We start from the raw sequence: 18,030 nt of genomic DNA on the forward strand, positions 1-18,030 counted from the left end.
CGTCGTCAACAAACCTGTCTCACGTCACAACGATTTCATTTGTAGAAGTTGCTTCGATACCGTGCATCACGGATTCCGTGTCGTTGCGAAGTGATGCAGCTCAAAGCAAACGTACCGATGTCGCGGTGAGGCGGCTATGAAGACAGAGGTCGAAGAAGATGGCTTCACGCAACACAATTTCGATACAAAATCTATTTTGCGGTCAATTTAGCCAATTCGTGGCTGAGCGAGTTCAGGTTGCGTGCGGCCTGTTCGATGTGACCGATGGTTTGGACGTTGTTTTGCGTGACGCGATTGATATCTCGAATCCCTTCGTTCAATTGGCTGACGCCTGCGGCTTGTTGGTTGGCCGATGCGGAAATCCGCATTGCGGATTCCGCGGAAACTGCCAACAGCGTGACGAGTTGATTGATGGTTTCGCCGGCGCTTTTGACCACCCGGCTAGCCGCTTGCACCGCGTTGTGACCCTCTTCGGTGGAATGCACCGCATCTTTGGTCGCCTCTTGGATTTCGCTTAGAATCTTGCGGACTTGATTGGTCGCCTGTTTGGATTGCTGCGCCAATGATTTGACCTCGGATGCCACGACGGCAAAGCCGCGGCCGTGTTCGCCGGCACGCGATGCTTCGACCGCCGCATTGAGGGCGAGGACGTTGGTTTGTTCGGCGATGTCCTTGACGGTCGCGGTGATCTCGCCGATCGCTTGGGCGCGTTCGGACAACAACAAGATTCGCTCGGCAAGCGACTCGACGCGGTTTTGCACCTGCAACATCGCGGTGATGGATTCTTCGATCGCGGTCCGGCCGGCATTGCCGACGTCGTCCGCTTGACGGGCTGATTCTGCGACTTCTTGCGATCGCTCGGCGGCCTGTTTCGCGGTTTGTGCGATTTCGTTGACCGTGGATACCGTTTCCGAAACGCTTGCGGCTTGTTCCTGTGTCCCCGAGGCCTGCTTGGATGTGGTGGCGAGAATCTGGTCGCTTGCCACGGCCAATCGTTGAACCGCATCGCGAATCGCATGAAACAACTTTTGCCGCTCGGCTTCGGTCTGTTTTCGCGACGTGATGTCCTGCAATGTCGCAATGAACAGTTTTTGATCCATGTAATTCATCTCACGCACACGCAGCGCGATTGGGAATTCGTGTCCTTGGCAAGTGTGCGCCATGACTTCGTGTTCATCTTCGCTCGCCACGGGATTTGCATCACCCACCTGCCACGCGGTGCCAAGCGCGGGAACCAATGGCTCGATCGCGGTACCGATCACATCGTCACTGCGACATTCGAGCAACCGTTCCGCTGCGGCGTTCATTGATCTGACCTTGCCCTCGGCATCGATCGTCACGATGCCATCGGCGGTTGAATTCAGTACCGCCAACGTGCGGCGTTCCTCGTAGGACAATCGGCCCAGAGTCGATTGCATGTTTTCGACCATCTGGTTAAACGCGGTGGCCAACGTACCGAGTTCATCTTTGGACCGGATCTCGATCCGTTCGTTCAACCCGTCAATCGACGCGGTCGACGCCATCCCCGAAATTCGTGTCGCCACATTACGCATCGTTTCCAGCGGGCCAATGATGCTGTTTGCGGTGAGGTAGCCGACCGCGGCGACTAGCAGCGTCAACGCAACGATCACGATGATGTAAGTTTGTCGCGCGGCGACGTAGCGGCTTTGCGCCGACTCGTATACATGGTCGGCGTTGTCTTCGATCGCTTGCATCCACAAATCGAGGTCGCGTTTGACTTCGGCAAATTGTTGCTGTTCCGCCTGGATCGCATTGATAAATGCTTCTTCGCGATAATCGTCCAAAACCTTGCCCGTCGTCACGTCTTTGATGCGTTTGTATCGACTCCATGTTTCGCGCAGGTCGCGAAAAGTCGAAATTTCTGCGGCGTCGTTCGAGGAGGTATTCCAATTTTCAAAGGCCAAGTCGATTTGTTTGCTTTTGGCTTGTTGCTGCCGATTGAGTTGCCGCTGCAAATCGTCGTCGGGCGCCATCACGAGGGTCAGCGAAAGTTGGCGTAGTTCATTCAGCGGTTCGGCAATCTCGACCGCCCCGCGGCGCAACTTCAACGCGGTATCACGCACGTCGTTGACGGAGCGGAACGTGATTCGTGTCGTCAGAATTCCATAGACTCCCATCGCACAGAACGCGATCACCGAGATCGTCACCAGCAGCAACAATTTGATCCAAACGCCACGATTTCGCATCACTTGGACTCCTGGTCAATGGACATGCGAGTGATTCGCACCGGGCCTTTGGAGGATTCAGGGTACGGGCCGCGGCGGACAGACCAATGTTGATCGGTGATTTGGATCTTCCACAGCGGAGCACAGGCCATTTTATATGGGCGATACACGACTTCCTTGTTGACCGCCATGACTCGGTTGGGGGTTGGCACAAACAACATGTAAGCCTCGTCATATGCCCGCCGAATGATGTTGGCGGTGATCTCGCTGAACTGGGGATCCTCAACGCTGACGCGGAACATTTCATCGATGTAATGGTTCATGACTGGATCGGGATAGACCGTGCTCCAGACGTTGGTGGTGCGGTAGACGAGAAATGCGGTGTAGGGATGATTGAAAAACCAATCGTCATTACCCCACACCAATAAATCCCAGTCGACTTGGTTTTTCCCCGCATTGGTGGATAACAGCGGCCCAAAAATTTCCGCTTCGCTGGGGGCCGTCGTGATCTGTAGTGTCACGCCGACTCGGTTCAATTGTGATTCGATTCCACGCCACATCGAAAGAAATCGATTTTGCGTTAGCACTTTTAATTGCAGACCGCTGAGAATTGATCTCAAGCGGGCCTGTTGGCTTGGCGTGTAGGGATCGTTGACTTCGGAAAACGGTTTTAGCGTTTTGACTACTTCGCGTACGCCCGGAAAATAAGGCGACGCCATGGTGGGCGAAAGCGTTCCCTCGTTGTCAAAGACAAAGTACAGCAGGTTTCGCTGGTTCAACGCTTCGTTCAGCGCACGTCGGACCGACTTGTCGCGAAGTTTGGGGTTGCCGTTGATCATATTGATATGAATGGCAATGTTGTTGTTGGACGGCGATGTGATGACTTTGGCAAAGGGAGACAAAATCGTCTCGACTTTCGATTCGGGCGGAATGTCGGTGATGTCGACCTCGCCTTCGCGATGCAGTGTTTTGTTTTTTGCATCGACTGCGTCCAGTTGGGTGAAAACCGTGATCGTTTCGACCTTGGGGTATTCTGGATTCCAGTAGTAAGGATTCGCGGTCAAAACCGCCTTGTCGGTTTGTCGGTCGCCTTCGATATAGCCTTCACTCAAGATGTACGGCCCCAAGCCATAGGGGCCAGGACGCGACAGATTGGGACAACTTGCTTTGCCGTTCCAGCCACCACAGACCCGAAGGTACTCGGACGTGTAAAACTGCATCCAAACCAAATCGTTCATGAAGCAACCGTATTCTTCGGTCAAATGAAACCGCACCGTGTAGTCGTCGATCTTTTCGACGAAGTCAAACACTTGGTCGATCTTGCTATAGGTCGTGGGTTGCTTTTTAAACGCATCCATGTTCTCGACCACCGCGTCCGCATCAAACGGGCTGCCGTCTTGAAACCGGACTCCTTTTCGCAGTTGGAATTCATAGGTTGTTTCGTCGATTTGCTGATGGGACACTGCCATGTCGTACTCCCACCCCTGAGCATTGTCCGACGGTTTGATCATCGCTCCGTTGATGGCGTGCGACGTATACAAATACGGCAAACTGGGCAGGCATACTTTGACGTGGGATCCGGACGCCGCCTTGGGCAGCGCGCGTTTGGGAGCGTCATCGGCGCGAAGTCGCAGCGGCTCGATCGGCGTGACGGGTTCCTTTGCCACCAACCGCATCACGATGAGATCGTGGGGGATGGCAATGATCGCCAAGGCGAGAAGGAAGCGGGGTTTTAAAACCATGGACGCGTTCTCAGGACGAGGGGCGTCAGCGCAGTTTGAACATTGTCAAACATTACATCGACGAAAAGGCGGTCGCATGTCGTAGTTTAGCTGGTGCGTGGCAGTACAACTAAGTTAATTAAAAACTTATCGATAAGCGAAAGAATTGGCGCTGATTTGCGGCAGATTTATCGCGGTATCCACAGTCGGACACGCTGTTTGTATTGCCGGTACCGTTCGCCAAATCGCTGGTCCAAGTCGGCTTCTTCGACCGGACGAACGAAACAGTGCCAAACGAAACCGCCCGCGATTGCGTAGATGAACACAACGAAGCTGCCGTGATACCATCCGACCGCGATCCCTTGCACAATTCCCGCCAATGCCATCGGGTTGCGGACGAAGCGGTAAGGACCCGCGTCCACCAATTTCGGTGCCGTTGCCGTGGGTAACGGTGTGCCATCGCCACGGACCGCCATCGCCCATCCGCTCCACAATCCCAACAGCGATGCGGCGGTGAACAATGTGATCGACCCAGAGGTTTGTCCGGGGTGCAAAAAAAGAGGCCAGTGCAATCGTGTTTGGAACTCGACGATGCCCTCGGGCAAGATCCATAGAAAGACGCTCCAAAAAATCGCCGTCTGAGTGAACGTCCAAACGATTGCCGATGTCCTGTTCAGCGGTGTCTCGCGAATCGTAGCGGGCGTTTGATGCGGCGTTCCGTAAATGGTGGCCATCGCCAACGTCATTCCCGCCATGCAAACCATCAGCGACGCGGCGATCCAGGCTTGGTCCGTAATGATGCTGACACCGATGCAGTAGAATGTTGGATACCAGAGGGCAGCGGCGAGCGACCAAACCGCCGTGGACGCCCACGCTTTTTCACTTGTGATCGCGATCGCTGTCATGCTCGATCCGGCAATCAGCAACAAGAAATCGGCAAGCCAAAAACCAAGGAGCGTTTCCCGCGGCCACGATGCAGGATGGAACCAAGACACACTGCTGGGCACAAACCACAGCATGCTCCACCAAGCTGCCGTAGCGACAGCTTGGACAATCAAATAGCTCGTGACGATTTGTTTGGCATTCATCGTAACGAACTTAACCGAATTATTTCAGACATCATCACCCAAGAACTTATTGCTGTGAATCGTAAACCGACCCAACCGCTGATCTATTCGGCTGGTACTCAAGTGGTGGCTCAAAAGGACGTCATGACAGCGAACGACCGGGTGGCTCATCCGGCAGGTGCCGTCGGAGTGATCGTTCGCTGTCCGATCGACCGAACGCATGCGTACCGAGTTAAATTTGCAGACGGGTTCGAAGCCCCGATTCATCACGACCAAATGGTTCGGTTGTCCGAGTACAAGAGTCAATCGATTCGGACCGACACGTCGCCGCTGATGAGTGCGGGACTTTACGACCGAGTGATCTATCGCTGTGTGATTGGGTCGCGTGCGTATGGGCTGGATGATCACGACTCGGATACCGATCGACGTGGTGTTTATTTGCCGCCCGCGGAATTGCAATGGTCGCTCTATGGCGTGCCCGACCAACTGGAGAATGACGAGACACAAGAGGTTTATTGGGAGCTGCAGAAGTTTATCATCTTGGCACTCAAAGCGAACCCCAACGTGCTGGAGTGTCTCTATTCGCCCATCGTCGATTCGGTGACGCCGCTGGGGCGTGAACTGCTTGAGATGCGAGACGCGTTTTTGTCGAAATTAGTTTTTCAGACGTATTCAGGCTATGTCGCGTCGCAATTCAAAAAAATGCAAACCGATAACCGCAACCAAGGACGTGTGAAGTGGAAGCACGTGATGCATTTGGTGCGATTGCTGATGTCGGGAACGTTCGTGCTTCGCGAAGGGGGGGTGCGAGTCGAAGTGGGCGAGCATCGTGAATCATTGTTGAGGATCAAACGAGGGGAGATGTCGTTTGCGGATGCGGATCGATGGCGTCGAGAATTGCAAGTGGAATTTGAATCGGCGTTTAAGTCGACGAAATTGCCTGATCGGCCGGATTACGAACGCGCCAACGCGTTTCTTGTCGATGCACGTCGACGGGCCTTGGAAATCGAGTTGCCGTGATCGAGCGGTGGCAGAAAAGCGGTGTAGGAAAGATTGCGTGAATCTAAGACGGGTACCGGAGGATTGCGATGACCGATGAGAGGGAAAATAGGATTCGGGAAAACAGCCCAGGGGAAGGGACTCCGATGACAGGCAGGATGCCTATCCCACAGGATCAGATGATGAAGCATGTGCGGCTGCATCCGTTTCCACTGGTGTTTGCCACGATCAGTGGAGCGCATCTGTATGGTTTTCCGTCTGCCGATTCGGACTTTGATCTCCGTGGCGTGCATTTGTTGCCGTTGAAGACCGTGCTCGGTTTGGACATTGGACGCGAAACGGTCGAGAAAGAGGGCATTTATGATGGATTGGAAATTGATTTGGTGACGCATGATGCCGCCAAGTTTTTTAAACTGATGCTGCGTCGCAATGGCTACGTGCTGGAACAACTTTTTTCGCCGCTAGTGGTGTCGACGACGCCAGAGCACGAGGAACTGAAAAGCATCGCAGCCGACTGTATCACGCGGCATCATGCGCATCACTACCTTGGCTTTGCCGGCACGCAGTGGCGGTTGTTTCACAAGGATTCACCACAGCGGGTCAAACCGCTGCTGTATGTGTTTCGAGTGCTGTTGACCGGAATCCATTTGATGCGAACGGGCACCGTCGAAGCCAATTTGGCGACGTTGAACGAGGATGCACGACTTTCATACATCGATGATTTGTTGCGTCAGAAACGTGAAGGGCCTGAAAAGGCAACCCTCGACGCGGCCGACTTGGCATTTTATACGTCCGAGTACGAAAGACTGGTCGCGACGCTGGAAGCCGAATACGAACGTTCGCAACTTCCCGAGATGCCCACGGCACGTGATGCGCTGAGCGACTTGTTGGTGCGGTTGCGAATGAAATCGCATGACGCTGCGACCGAATGAGCCAATTGCATTTTGCTTGATTGATCGCGTAGTGACTTGCTTCGCCCTCCCCACGTTTAGCGGATCAGGCTAGCGTTCAAACGGCCGACCGCGGTTACGTGGCCGGGCGCTCGGCGGGTTTGCCGGAATCGCTGATGTTCGGGACGTTCAGCTCCGACGTGCACTGGGGACATCGGATGGCGCGAAACGGGATCGTCGAACGACAGAAGTCACACTTTTTGTCTGACGGTTCTTCCGACGGCTTCGGTTCACCAAAACGCTCGTCAAGTTCTTCGTCCACACGATTGACTGCGCGAATGATCATGAACATCGCAAGGGCAACAATCACCAGCGAGAGACAGGTATTGAGAAACATACCGTAGTTGATGGTGACGGCGCCTGCCTCTTGCGCGGATTCGAGCGTCTGGAAACCTTTCTCGGGCACCGTCACTTTCTCGGGAACGTGCAGTACCCAAAACAAATCGGAAAAGTCAGCATTGCCTGTGATCCAGCCAATCGGAGGCATGATGATGTCGTTGACTAACGACTTGACCACGGTCGTAAAAGCGGCTCCGACCGTGAATCCGATCGCCAGATCGATCATGTTGCCACGCAACGCGAACTTTTTGAAATCAGCCAAGATGCTCATCAGTTTTAAGTCATCGCAATCAAGAGGAGTGGGAAAGACAGCCTGAGGGAATGGAGGAGACTCAGCATATCACGTTCCTAATTTTGCAGCGAATCAATTTAGCGTCTCCGTCGTTCCGAAACCGACCACGCGACTTTGGGTCGGGACGCCCCGATTGATCATTAGGTTTGCTTCGCTTCCTTCCATTCGTTTCCTCTATTTCGTGCCTCGATATCGATGCGACGCGAAAGCGGATCGCCGATGCGGCTTTGGCAGCAATTCCTCCCCAAGCTATCAAACAATCGAGGCTGCAACGTCGATCCAATCACTTAGCGCCCCCTTTTGAGGCTGCGGCGAAATTCGATGCTGCCTGTTTTTTTAGCAATTCAAAATAGAGTCGATTAAAGGCAGTTTTGCTTGTGTTTTGCGTTGGAAAACCGGTGTGTGTGACGGTCGCTCGAATTACCGCTTGCTAGTTTACGCGGCACCGCAAGAGCTGATTTGAAGCAGCATCGCACGTTCCGGAATTCAATGATGGCGATGATCACCCGTTGAGGATGCATAAGGGGTTGCTCACCTCCTTCGGGTGTGAGTGGCACGCCATGTGCGTACTCGTAAAAAAACAAATCGAAGGACTTCGCTCCTTGTTTCAAGGTGTCGCTAGTCCAGTGCTTCACCTCGTTTTCACTTCAACTAAATGGAGAGAGACATGATGTCGAACGTATTCCCCACATTGGAATATGTCGGGTTTTCAAAAGGTTGCCCCACACTGCCTGCATGGTTTCGTTCCATGTATTTCGCAGTGTGTTGTACAGTGATTGGTTTGATTTCCTGCTACGACATGCTGCTTGTGTTTGTGCACTCGGAGACGATTTTCGAGATGGAGAAGAATCCCATTTGCTTGGCACTATTGAAGATGGAACCGACGTTCTTCAGTTACTTTGTGATCGGAAAAACGTTGGGAACCATCACCGTGCTTGGCGTGCTGGTGCATCTCTTTCGCAACCGATTTCATAGTTGGCACTGCGTCACGTCGGGGATTACGTTGTTTCAACTCGGATTGCTTGCCTATTTGACCTATGCTTAAACGAGATCTGCCTAACGGAGATCCAACGTGTCACGCCATGTGTCACGCTATCGAGCCTTTGCATCGCGAATTTCTATGTAAAGCGGTGTCAAGGCAAGTCGGTGTCAGGTTGATGCGTCTGAGTCTCGTTGGCGGAGTTGTTCGTCGATGCGGCTTTGAAAGTCGGCTGACTTCCCTGTTAGTTCAGGGTGTTCGTTAGCGAGGAATTGTAGGTATCGTTTTAGACGTTCCGCCGTTGCGGTTAGCTGATCTTCGTCGCTGTTGCGATAATCGCGAAACCGTTCGTTTAAGACGGGGATCTCGTCTTCGGCATTTTCTAGCGTTTCCATGTCCGAGATGATTTCTGCTAGCAGGAAAGCCATTTTTAAATGCCCATTTGGATCGCCTGGGATGGGCGCGTCAGAAACGATCCCTGACCACACTGATTCGAATTCGTCCAGTTCCTTTGGCTCGGAATGTTCCGACGCTTGGTGTTCAAATTCTTCTGAGAATGCTGCATAGCTGCGCTGTTCCTCTTCCCACTGTTCACGTGTTTCGAACATCGAAAACGCGAATTCGTTGTCGAGTTCGAGGTGGTGGCCATCAAGGCCGACAAAGCCCATACCGAAGACTCCATCGGCCATCATGCTGCAAATCGGGCAATCGCAATCGATGACATGTTGTTCCTTTTCTTCCAGGCGTGTCATGCCCTCGATCGGGACTCCGACTCCGCGAGGTACGCGTCGCTGACTGCACTCGATAATGAAACTGGGCGGCGATCCGCCTTCAAACGGCGCCTCGAGCCACTGCTGCTTTACCTCGCGTAACCACTGAACCAACTGCAATCGGTGTTCGGGATCATGTTCAATCGCGTGTTTCCCGCGTTCACAGGTACACCAATCCCAAGCGGCGTCGATCAGTTCGCGGCAAAGATCGAAATAGACCACCATTTCTTCATCGCCCATCGGCGCGGTTTCATAGCCGAAAACATGGTCGGGGGCGGCGACGACGGGAGCGTGTTCCTGCACGCGGAGTTGTTGTCCCCAGACTAGAAGCCCGATCCAGTGGTGGCCGCCGTGCAGCAATTGCCGCGGCATCCGGCCGTCAAGGTCATCTCGGGGCGTCATCAGCCAATCGCGGTGCACTGCGATCGTAAACGGATGGCGGCTGCGAGGATTTTCGCTGGCGTCACTTGCCAACCACGCTTCACTAGCAGCCGTCTCGAGCGTTCGAGCGGCAATGTCCTGGATCAACGGATCTCCGTACAACACGTTGCGGTCAACATGAGGCTTGTTGATCGGAGTTTCGCGTGGGGCGTCAATCACGGCCGTGTCGACTTGTTCATGCAATTCCCACCACGGCGGCAGATGGATACTTAGCGGGTAGTTTTGACTCTGCCTTTCCTCTTCGCTGGCGTCGTCTTGCGCCATCGAGAACGCTTCGTCGCGGCCGATCGCCGGAACCCCCGGCCCGGTGATAAGCCGTTTCTCGTTCAGATCCAAAACCATCCATGCGTCGCATTCCCGAATCGTTTCGATCGCCGTTTTCTGATCGAGGTTTTCGACAGCCAAACCGCTAAGGAACTCACACACGACCGGGGTTCGGTAACGTGGCCAGTAGTCAACGATTTCATCCCAGTCATGCGGATCCTCTGATACGACCGCGAACAGCGTGAGGGCGGTGTCGGGATCAACCGTACGGATAAAATGACAGCCGTGTGCATCGAGGACCGCCACTGCGGCGGGGCCGTTTTCGTCACTCATTGCCTTCGCTCCTAGAAATGAAATTAAGAAGGATGGGGCGGCAATCGAATCGATGCAGGATCGGCTATCGTTGTTTCTCGCGTTCCGCTTTTCTGGCCGGGAAATCGACCACGACCAATTTCTGATTCTTTTGATCCCACGCGTATTCTTGGTAAAACGGCAGCATCGGCAAACGGATGCCATCGGGCTGATCCTTCTTGATGATCTCGGCCATGAACACTTCGTGGGTCAGCGGTTTGGGATCTTGGATGCTTTGTGCATTGCGAAGTTGGATGGCGTGCTCGACTCCCATGCCACCAATCTTTCCGACCGAGGTTCGATAGGCTTCCGCATTGATCATCAATGGGTTTTTAGACTCGATTTTCGTACTTGCTAATTCCGCTCCGTCGCGAAACGCTTGTTCCAAATCCAACACGTTTTGAGTTGTCTTGCCAACGGTTTCGCGTGGAGTCGCCTCTTCGGCCGTCACGCCTGGCGTCGATGAACCCGCCGAGTCGGACGTCGATGTCGATGTCGATGGGACACAACCCAGCGATGCAGCTAAGGTAAACAAAGAAACAGCGTAAATGACGTTGCGCATCATGGAATTCCGAGTAGAGATAAGGCTGCATCGGGAACGAGGACAAGCGTTCGCTTGTCAATCCTCTTGGACCTACCTGTTAAGATACCGCGGAACGAGAGATGCAGCAACGAACTCGATAACTCCGTTTTGCAACCATTTACCTGGCAACACCCCTGCGTTTAGGCAAAAGCACGTCGCAGGACCCGCAGGAAATTGCCATGAAAGATGGCGGACACATCATCGTCGCTGTAGCCGCGGTCGCTGAGAATCGAGTCGAGTGACTGCAGATCCGCAATCGTATCCAGATCGCTAGGGGATTGTTCGCGACCGAAGGCGCCGTCCAAATCGCTGCCGATTCCGCAATGTTTGGTATTTCCCGCCAACTGGCAAATGTGATCGATATGGTCGGCAATGTGCCGCATCGTGACTCCGATGGATTCGGGGGTGGATTGACCACGAACAAATCCTGGCACGACCATCCAGACGTCAAAGGCGGCGCCGAGCACTCCATCGCGATCGATAATCGCTTTGATTTGTTCGTCACTGAATTGCCGAACGTCGTCCACGATCGCGCGGCAATTTTGATGACTGGCCCACACCGGGCCTTCGTAGATCTCGATCGCCTGCCAAAAACAGGGCTCGTTTAAATGCGTCACGTCTAGGATCATGCCAAGTTGATCCATCGCACGTATCAATTCAATTCCGCTGGGCGGAAATTCTCCCAGCACGTCATGCCCCATCGCGTAGCGTCCGATTCCATAATGCGCAGGGCCAAGTGCACGCAGTCCATATTGCCAAGCACGCTGCAGATGATCGAGCGTCACGATGGAATCGGATCCTTCCAGACTCAAGACGTAGCCAATCGGTTCGTTTCGCTCGGCTGCAGCAACGGGATCCGCCCAGCGACGTAAATGAGTTTCGAGTCCATCGCGATCAGTGATTTGTACCATTTCACCGAGTCGTTCCATCTCGCGATACCAGGCCAATTGTCCCTGCGTCATCGCCCATGCCTGCGATGGCGATTCCCAGTTGGCAACATACGACCGGGGCTTCATACAGCCTCCGATCTGAGTCGCCACACACAACCCGATGCCTCCGCGACGCATCTCGGGTAACGAAACCGTGCCAGCGGCTTGACCATTCAAACGCGCCGGAAGCGGTCGCTCGGTTTCGCGGATTTTGGCGACCGGTCGCCGCAGATCGCGGTTCCATTCCAGAGCGTTCAGGCTGAGGTCCAGATGCGCGTCGAAGATCATTTTCATGCTGAGTTTATTCCAGAGTCGTCGAGGGCTGGGGTGTCGTAGGTTGGCGAATCAGCCGGGTTGCGTCGGTTCCAAGGATGGCGATTCCCGCCATCATGTACATGCCCGCACAAGTAAGAAAGACGAGCGATTGTCCGTCGCTTGAAACTCCCTCGATCGAGCGGCCCATGGTCATCAAGCGTGGCACCACGATCGCACTGGCGGCGGCACCAAAGTTGCCCCACATGTTTCCCCAGCCAAAGACGGCGGCCGTGTTGCGTCCGCCGACGTCTTGCATGAACGCCCACACCGTTGGGTTTCCAATGTCGGTCATCAGCGAGACCATCGCACAACAGGCAACGATCATCCAAACCGAATCAAAGCTCGAGCATCCGACGTAAGCAAGTGCGGCTAAAAAGCAGGTCGCACTTAGCGGGGCGATACGTCCCCAGCGATGTCCAAGCGAACGGACTGCCCGATTGCCGAGCCAGCCTCCGATCAATTGTCCCGGAATCGCGATCGCAAGCACCCCAGTTACCATCAATGACCCCAAGAACGACTCGACTCCTTTTTCTTCTTTTAAATAGGTGGGTAGCCAAGTGATCAAAAATGCCCAGCCAAACACAAGACAAAATTGAGCAATCGAATTGAGCCAAAGTGAACGGCTTTGGATGATCGCCCCTAGCATGGGCAAAATGTCGCGTGCATCGGTCTTGGGTTCGGCAGCGTCGAGTTTGCCGATCAACTCAATTTCGTTTGCGTTGACTCGCGGGTGATCCTCGGGGCGATTGCGAACGATGATCCAATAGGCCGCTGCCGCAACAATCCCAATGATGCTGTACAGGTATAGCACGTAACGCCAACTACCGAGCTGCAGAATCAACAGCGTGGTCAGGAACGGGGCGAGTGTTCCGCCCAAACGGCCGCCAATCGACACAAACGAGCTGGCCATCGCTCGATTGCGAAAATGGAACCAGCGGCGAATCACTCCACTGCTAGTCGGATACGCCCCGGCTTGGACGACGCCAAAGGCGAGTCGGGCCATCAATAGCCCGCCGAGCGTGCCTGCCATTCCTGACAATCCGGTCAACAGCGACCATGCAAGTATATAGAACGTCAGCATTACCCGGCCGCCAAACCGGTCGCTGGCCCACCCCGAGGGAACTTGAAAAAGGGCGTAGGCAAAAAAGAATGCCCCGAGCACCTCGCCAATTTCTTCTTTACTCGCGTCCGGAAAATCGCCCAGGAAGGAGTTGCTTTTGACGATCTCGCCCAAGCAGACGCGGTCCAGATACAGCATAAACGCCATCAGCACACTGACCGCGACAACTCGCATGCGAACGGTGCTGGCGGCGTGCGGCGATTCGAGATCGCCACGACGCAGCGAAGCTTGTGGAGCAGTCATAGGTGGGGCTCTCAGCGTCTTTGTTGGCGGGGAAACCGCGAACAAAGGCGATTCAGTGGCGGGACGTTCAAGGTGGGAGCGTCCCCAGCATAACGGATCTCAAGCCGCAGTGGGGACGCTGGATCGGCACACAGCTGAAACCATAACGGCTTGTTGATTTAGTCGTACGATGGACTTCCTAGTCCGTCGAATGCACCATTGACGGACTAGGAAGTCCATCATACGTCCCTTGCCGCAGGAAGCTTCACTAAGTCAACAAGCCGTCAAGAGTTTCGGGGGAGCCTACGCGATCGAACGAATGTCACACATCGTATGTTGAGCAGATCCAAATCGCAAAGGTGAGCCGGAGCCGTGAGCCGTAAGGCACCGGGGCGTGCGTGGAACCCGGCCGTTGACGCGTCGCGGCTCAATAAGTCTTGCGAAACAACTTCATGCCTGCGCGTTCGTTGTAGGTCAACAACATTGCGCCCGGTGTGGCGGCGGAGTCGACCAGCGTTTCATAGAACTCGTGTTCGCCAGGCCATGGAAAGGCAAAGAACAGATCGAACGCGTTGAACGCGATCCCGGTGGCGTCGTAGACGTCATCGCCGCCGGTAGCAATGTGATCGACTTCGCGTGACAACGCCAATGATCCCGCCATCGCACTTGGCACGAAGGTGCCGCAGTAAAACCGAGCGGCAATCCCAAGGTCCTTCGCCAGTCGATTGGACTGGTCCACCAACGCCGATTCGATTTCGATGCCGACGGCGGTCTTCCCTCGCAGGGCGGCCAACATCGCGGCCACGCCAAACCCGCTGCCGAGTTCGCAAAACCGCTGCCCCGCTGAGAAGTGTTGCTGATCAATCCAATCCAAACATTGAGCCAGCCATTGGAAATCGCAAGGCACGAAGGTCTCGATCACGGCGGAATCGCCCAGCATGAACGCTTCGATGCGGTCGTTGACTTGGTCGATCAAATCAATCTCGCGTGGCGTTAGCGGATTCGCTTTGATCGATTTGGGGATGGCGATGGTTTCGAGCGTCACAGGCGCGTTGTCGGGTTGTGGGGGGCTGCGGCAGACGGACTCGAAAGAGGGCTCGAAAGAGGACTCAGAAAACGGTGTCAAGTCGCGCGAATGCGAAGCCGATCGTCGCTCAAACTGAAACGCTGTTCTTCGCTCTCGGCGACGACTTGGTAGACCAATTCGGTCGTGATCGATTTGCCGCTGGCGTTTGCATTTTTTACCAGTTCTTCGATGTTCGCGTAGCCGTAGGGATCGAGACGGATGCCGATTGCCTCGGGGTGATGCTTCAGCACGAAGCTTAGATATTTACTGATTTTGGTAAGTCGTTTATTCATCGCCGAAAGTTTAACCGAAGAATCGTGTCCGTCTATGCCAGCAAGGTCTCATTGGGGCCATCAATGCCTCATTGGGGGAGGTACCGTTTTGCCGCTGCGGCAACGAGCACGGGGACGGCGACCGATACCCCTAACGCAAGTGGCAGCCATTGATGTCGTTCGGCAAAATCGCCAAAAACCGAGTACGCGATCGCGATGCCAAGATTGCTGAATACGACCGCCGGCAGAAAACGTCGCCACGACAGTTGGTGGATGCCGGCAATCAACACGCTCGCTTCGGCAAACACCGGCACCGCACGCGTGATGACCAAGACATAGGGGCCGTATCGATCGCTGATCGTCTGCATTCGCTGTAGATCCTCACCGCTGCTGAACCACAGCGCAAAGGGCTGTCCCCATCGCCGCGCCAAGGCGAATCCAATGATGGCACCTAGATTCATGCCGATCCACGTCGCGATCGTTCCACGCCACCACCCGAGTTGCCAACCGCTCAGCGTGCTGACGACGCTCGACGGAATCGGCAGCAGGATATCAGTAGCCAGCAGTCCGATGATCAGCGTCGCTGTGGCGGCAACCGACGGTGGATCCTCTGCCACGCCACGTAACCAATCCTCCAGTCGACCTCCGAAAAACAGGAACGGCAGCACCGGAACGAGCAGGACGACACACATCAGCGGCAGCGTGCGAAACAGTTCACGCATCGGCTGCCGGACTCGCGTTGGGGTGAAGTTCGACCTCGTGATACTCGATCGCCCATTCACGCATGAATCGGACTTGCTTGGGATCGATGCGATAGATGATCAGATCGGGATTGTCGATGCTGCCGAGATATTGCCGTAGCAGCGGATTGTCGTTCCAGATTGATTCCAAGGTCGCTCGGTCATCCACGATTGTGGCAACGCCGGTGATTCGGACTTGATCATGCGTGTCGCTGAGATAGCAGAGTTCCACATTCGGATTCGCAGCAATCTCTTTTGTTTTGTGATAGCCACGCAAATTGGCCACATAGACGGTGAAACCATCCGTGCGAACCGGCGACACCGGTCGCAGCCGCGGTTGATCGCCGTCAATGGTTGCCAAGTAGGGAAAGCGATCCTGTTTGATCACATCCAAAGCAAGTCCGCGGACTTCGCCTGCGGGAATCGGTTTCGGGTGGGGTTTACTCATTCCCAAATTTCCTTTTCATCGCTCTACGTTTTGCGATCCCGATTTTGCATCCGGCACGCATAAGCAAGTTGCTCCGATGCGGATGTCGGCATCGCTCCACGCGACGCGAAATCGTTCCTCGATCTCTTTGGCGGCCGCCTCGTCGCCTTTCGCTTTCAAACATTGCGACAACCCGTACAGCGACCAACCATTTTCAGGCCACAGCGAAAGGTCTTCGCGGTAAACCTGTTCGGCTTCGTCCCATCGCTGGGCAGCAACCAAGACGGCGCCGAGTGAATGGCGGACCGGCTGAATCCACTCGGGCGGTTCCATGTAAATAAGGTCCGTTTCAGCGGCGACACCCTTTTTTAGCTCCGATATCGCGGTATCGATATCCCCTTTTTGGAACGCGATTTCACCCGCCAATGTATGCTCGCCGACTTTTAAAATGTCGTGTGCTTTATTGATCGCTCCTTTTGCATCGCGATCCACCTTGGCGACGGCCTCGCGGAAAAGCGTTTGTTCGTGTTCAGCGGCTGCGAAGTCTTGTTTGGCCGCCAAGGCGGTCGCTCGAGCAAAACGCCACATCGCTGTCGTGATCGGCAATTGATCACTTGGCGCAGGCAGCGCGAGCAATTGGTCCCATTGGCCGAACCGGACCATCACTTGGTACTGAATCGACATAAATGGATCCGCCAACTCAGGCGACTGATTGAGGAACTCTGCGGGAACCGACGCAAGCATTTGTTGTGCTGCTTCGATCGCACGGTCTTGGCGTCCCTGCATCATGCAAACGAACGACAGGAAGTGCGGATTGTGGATCATGTAGATCGAATAGAATTTTTGGTGCGGCGAAACTTGGCGATACACTCGGTCAACCTTCATCGACATCTCGTTTTGCTCGGCCGCTTGAGCCCACTTGCCCGTCCGTACGTCGATATGAGCGGGCATGTGAATCATGTGCCCCGAACCAGGCATCAGGGTGCGCAGGCGATCGGCTGCCGCAGTGGCGCGTTCGGGATGTGGCGATGCTTCCACCGCGTGAATGTACAAATGGTTCGCGCCGGGGTGATTCGGGACGGCGGTCATCACGTTTTCAAGCAACTGCAAAACCAGATGCGTTTCCGGTCGTGCTTCGCCCTCGTCGGACCACAAGTCCCATGGGCGTAAATTCATTAGGGATTCAGCGTACAGTACCGCCACATCATGGTCGTCCGGAAATTGCTGGTGGACTCGCTGCATGGCATCGGCGTAGTCCTTGTTCAGCGTTTCTCGTTCGGCGATGTTTTCATCAACATTACCACGATAGCGTCGCGCCAATGCATCGATCAGAGCACGTTCGACCGGCGTGCCTAGTTTGCTGTTGGCTTGCGCTTTTTCCAACGCCTGCCAAGCGGCGATCGAATGCGGTTTGTCCATCGGAGGATTGTTGATGTGAGGTCCATTGCAAAGTGCAATGCCCCACCACGCCATCGCACATTGGGGATCGTGACGGGCGGCCTCGCGGAAAGAGCGAATCGCTTCGTCATGGTTGAACGCATAGGTGAGATTCAATCCTTGGTCAAAGTATCGCTGGGCCTCCGCCGAATCGGTACTGATTTCGCGCGGATGGACGGTGATGCCAACCAGCAACGGGGCCTGGGCCCCAGGCGGTGTCTGGTCGCTGATCGAACCGGGCGATGAGGATGGATTCTCTGGATTCGCGTCGTTGGCAAGACCGATTGCGCCAGCAAAAAATACCACCGGCAATAGGCTTAGTAGGTAAGTGCGAAACATCGTTCCGTCCTCCTCAAAAAAAGAAGCGTGATCGGGCCCTTTCTTTCATTCTAGAACTGCACTGCCCCCCATCAATGGAGGGTGGGGTTGCGGTCTGAGGTAGTGCGCAAACTCAAAGGTTGGACAGGCGTTCCGGACGGTCCTCAATGCGGGATCGCGTCGGCAAGTTGGACGCAGCGAAGGCCGCAAACACTCGCGATTTTAGAAGGGAAAACCGCTGA

Annotated in this window: 16 protein-coding genes; 3 read left to right on the forward strand and 13 right to left on the reverse strand. The window is 54.8% G+C overall.

Annotated features, from left to right (window positions below):
- Positions 1–191: 191 nt before the first annotated feature.
- The 3 genes from ABEA92_RS14445 to ABEA92_RS14455 all read right to left on the reverse strand — a co-directional run bounded on the left by ABEA92_RS14445 (position 192) and on the right by ABEA92_RS14455 (position 4,995).
- On the reverse strand, positions 192–2,207 hold the full coding sequence (locus ABEA92_RS14445; RefSeq protein ID WP_345684550.1) for a methyl-accepting chemotaxis protein: 2,016 nt from the start codon (positions 2,205–2,207) through the stop codon (positions 192–194).
- Positions 2,207–3,928: an ABC transporter substrate-binding protein gene (locus ABEA92_RS14450; protein WP_345684551.1), complete on the reverse strand. Its 1,722-nt coding sequence runs from the start codon at positions 3,926–3,928 to the stop codon at positions 2,207–2,209. The genes ABEA92_RS14445 and ABEA92_RS14450 overlap by 1 nt, the downstream gene beginning before the upstream one ends.
- 167 nt (positions 3,929–4,095) lie before the next feature.
- Positions 4,096–4,995: a methyltransferase family protein gene (locus ABEA92_RS14455; protein WP_345684552.1), complete on the reverse strand. Its 900-nt coding sequence runs from the start codon at positions 4,993–4,995 to the stop codon at positions 4,096–4,098.
- Between the two features lie 54 nt (positions 4,996–5,049).
- Here ABEA92_RS14455 and ABEA92_RS14460 point away from each other — a divergent pair, with 54 nt between their 5' ends.
- Together ABEA92_RS14460 and ABEA92_RS14465 are read left to right on the forward strand one after the other, a co-directional pair.
- Positions 5,050–5,994, forward strand: a complete 945-nt coding sequence (locus tag ABEA92_RS14460) for a nucleotidyltransferase domain-containing protein (RefSeq protein ID WP_345684553.1) — start codon at positions 5,050–5,052, stop codon at positions 5,992–5,994.
- Positions 5,995–6,119: 125 nt separating this feature from the next.
- Positions 6,120–6,905 carry a nucleotidyltransferase domain-containing protein gene (locus tag ABEA92_RS14465; protein WP_425572438.1) on the forward strand — a complete coding sequence of 262 codons (786 nt, stop codon included), beginning with the start codon at positions 6,120–6,122 and terminating at the stop codon, positions 6,903–6,905.
- Between the two features lie 94 nt (positions 6,906–6,999).
- Here the strand turns inward: ABEA92_RS14465 and mscL are convergent, their stop codons facing one another.
- Positions 7,000–7,533, reverse strand: coding sequence for a large conductance mechanosensitive channel protein MscL (gene mscL, locus ABEA92_RS14470; RefSeq protein ID WP_345684555.1), 534 nt, complete (start codon positions 7,531–7,533; stop codon positions 7,000–7,002).
- An 859-nt stretch (positions 7,534–8,392) separates the two neighbouring features.
- On the opposite strand from mscL, the gene ABEA92_RS14475 reads away from it, so the two are divergent.
- The gene (locus tag ABEA92_RS14475) at positions 8,393–8,599 is read left to right on the forward strand and encodes a hypothetical protein (protein WP_345684556.1); all 207 of its coding nucleotides are present in this window, start codon (positions 8,393–8,395) and stop codon (positions 8,597–8,599) included.
- A gap of 104 nt (positions 8,600–8,703) precedes the next feature.
- On the opposite strand, the gene ABEA92_RS14480 is transcribed toward ABEA92_RS14475, so the two are convergent.
- The 9 genes from ABEA92_RS14480 to ABEA92_RS14520 form a co-directional block, all read right to left on the reverse strand.
- Positions 8,704–10,341 (reverse strand): hypothetical protein, encoded by a 1,638-nt coding sequence (locus ABEA92_RS14480; RefSeq protein WP_345684557.1) that lies wholly within the window; start codon positions 10,339–10,341, stop codon positions 8,704–8,706.
- Positions 10,342–10,405: 64 nt separating this feature from the next.
- Entirely contained in the window at positions 10,406–10,924 is a 519-nt protein-coding gene (locus tag ABEA92_RS14485; protein ID WP_345684558.1) for a hypothetical protein, read from the reverse strand.
- Positions 10,925–11,082: 158 nt separating this feature from the next.
- Complete coding sequence (locus ABEA92_RS14490) at positions 11,083–12,165, reverse strand: dipeptidase (RefSeq protein WP_345684559.1); 1,083 nt, start codon at positions 12,163–12,165, stop codon at positions 11,083–11,085.
- Between the two features lie 7 nt (positions 12,166–12,172).
- The gene (locus ABEA92_RS14495; protein WP_345684560.1) at positions 12,173–13,549 is read right to left on the reverse strand and encodes an MFS transporter; all 1,377 of its coding nucleotides are present in this window, start codon (positions 13,547–13,549) and stop codon (positions 12,173–12,175) included.
- Positions 13,550–13,955: 406 nt separating this feature from the next.
- Positions 13,956–14,573: a class I SAM-dependent methyltransferase gene (locus ABEA92_RS14500; RefSeq protein WP_345684561.1), complete on the reverse strand. Its 618-nt coding sequence runs from the start codon at positions 14,571–14,573 to the stop codon at positions 13,956–13,958.
- Between the two features lie 77 nt (positions 14,574–14,650).
- A complete protein-coding gene (locus tag ABEA92_RS14505; protein ID WP_345684562.1) occupies positions 14,651–14,887 on the reverse strand; it encodes an RNA 2'-phosphotransferase in 237 nt (78 codons plus the stop codon).
- A gap of 68 nt (positions 14,888–14,955) precedes the next feature.
- On the reverse strand, positions 14,956–15,588 hold the full coding sequence (locus tag ABEA92_RS14510) for a TVP38/TMEM64 family protein (RefSeq protein ID WP_345684563.1): 633 nt from the start codon (positions 15,586–15,588) through the stop codon (positions 14,956–14,958).
- Positions 15,581–16,054, reverse strand: coding sequence for a pyridoxamine 5'-phosphate oxidase family protein (locus ABEA92_RS14515; RefSeq protein ID WP_345684564.1), 474 nt, complete (start codon positions 16,052–16,054; stop codon positions 15,581–15,583). The genes ABEA92_RS14510 and ABEA92_RS14515 overlap by 8 nt, the downstream gene beginning before the upstream one ends.
- A gap of 15 nt (positions 16,055–16,069) precedes the next feature.
- The gene (locus ABEA92_RS14520; protein ID WP_345684565.1) at positions 16,070–17,809 is read right to left on the reverse strand and encodes a tetratricopeptide repeat protein; all 1,740 of its coding nucleotides are present in this window, start codon (positions 17,807–17,809) and stop codon (positions 16,070–16,072) included.
- Positions 17,810–18,030: the final 221 nt, after the last annotated feature.

The sequence above is a fragment of the Novipirellula caenicola genome, assembly GCF_039545035.1.
Classification (GTDB): Bacteria; Planctomycetota; Planctomycetia; order Pirellulales; family Pirellulaceae; genus Novipirellula; species Novipirellula caenicola.

Coding starts and splice junctions, on each gene's coding strand:
- ABEA92_RS14445 (WP_345684550.1), bottom strand. CDS start 2,207: ATGCGAAATCGTGGCGTTTGGATCAAATTGTTGCTGCTGGTGACGATC.
- ABEA92_RS14450 (WP_345684551.1), bottom strand. CDS start 3,928: ATGGTTTTAAAACCCCGCTTCCTTCTCGCCTTGGCGATCATTGCCATC.
- ABEA92_RS14455 (WP_345684552.1), bottom strand. CDS start 4,995: ATGAATGCCAAACAAATCGTCACGAGCTATTTGATTGTCCAAGCTGTC.
- ABEA92_RS14465 (WP_425572438.1), top strand. CDS start 6,120: ATGACAGGCAGGATGCCTATCCCACAGGATCAGATGATGAAGCATGTG.
- mscL (WP_345684555.1), bottom strand. CDS start 7,533: ATGAGCATCTTGGCTGATTTCAAAAAGTTCGCGTTGCGTGGCAACATG.
- ABEA92_RS14475 (WP_345684556.1), top strand. CDS start 8,393: ATGGAGAAGAATCCCATTTGCTTGGCACTATTGAAGATGGAACCGACG.
- ABEA92_RS14480 (WP_345684557.1), bottom strand. CDS start 10,341: ATGAGTGACGAAAACGGCCCCGCCGCAGTGGCGGTCCTCGATGCACAC.
- ABEA92_RS14485 (WP_345684558.1), bottom strand. CDS start 10,924: ATGATGCGCAACGTCATTTACGCTGTTTCTTTGTTTACCTTAGCTGCA.
- ABEA92_RS14490 (WP_345684559.1), bottom strand. CDS start 12,165: ATGAAAATGATCTTCGACGCGCATCTGGACCTCAGCCTGAACGCTCTG.
- ABEA92_RS14495 (WP_345684560.1), bottom strand. CDS start 13,549: ATGACTGCTCCACAAGCTTCGCTGCGTCGTGGCGATCTCGAATCGCCG.
- ABEA92_RS14505 (WP_345684562.1), bottom strand. CDS start 14,887: ATGAATAAACGACTTACCAAAATCAGTAAATATCTAAGCTTCGTGCTG.
- ABEA92_RS14510 (WP_345684563.1), bottom strand. CDS start 15,588: ATGCGTGAACTGTTTCGCACGCTGCCGCTGATGTGTGTCGTCCTGCTC.
- ABEA92_RS14515 (WP_345684564.1), bottom strand. CDS start 16,054: ATGAGTAAACCCCACCCGAAACCGATTCCCGCAGGCGAAGTCCGCGGA.
- ABEA92_RS14520 (WP_345684565.1), bottom strand. CDS start 17,809: ATGTTTCGCACTTACCTACTAAGCCTATTGCCGGTGGTATTTTTTGCT.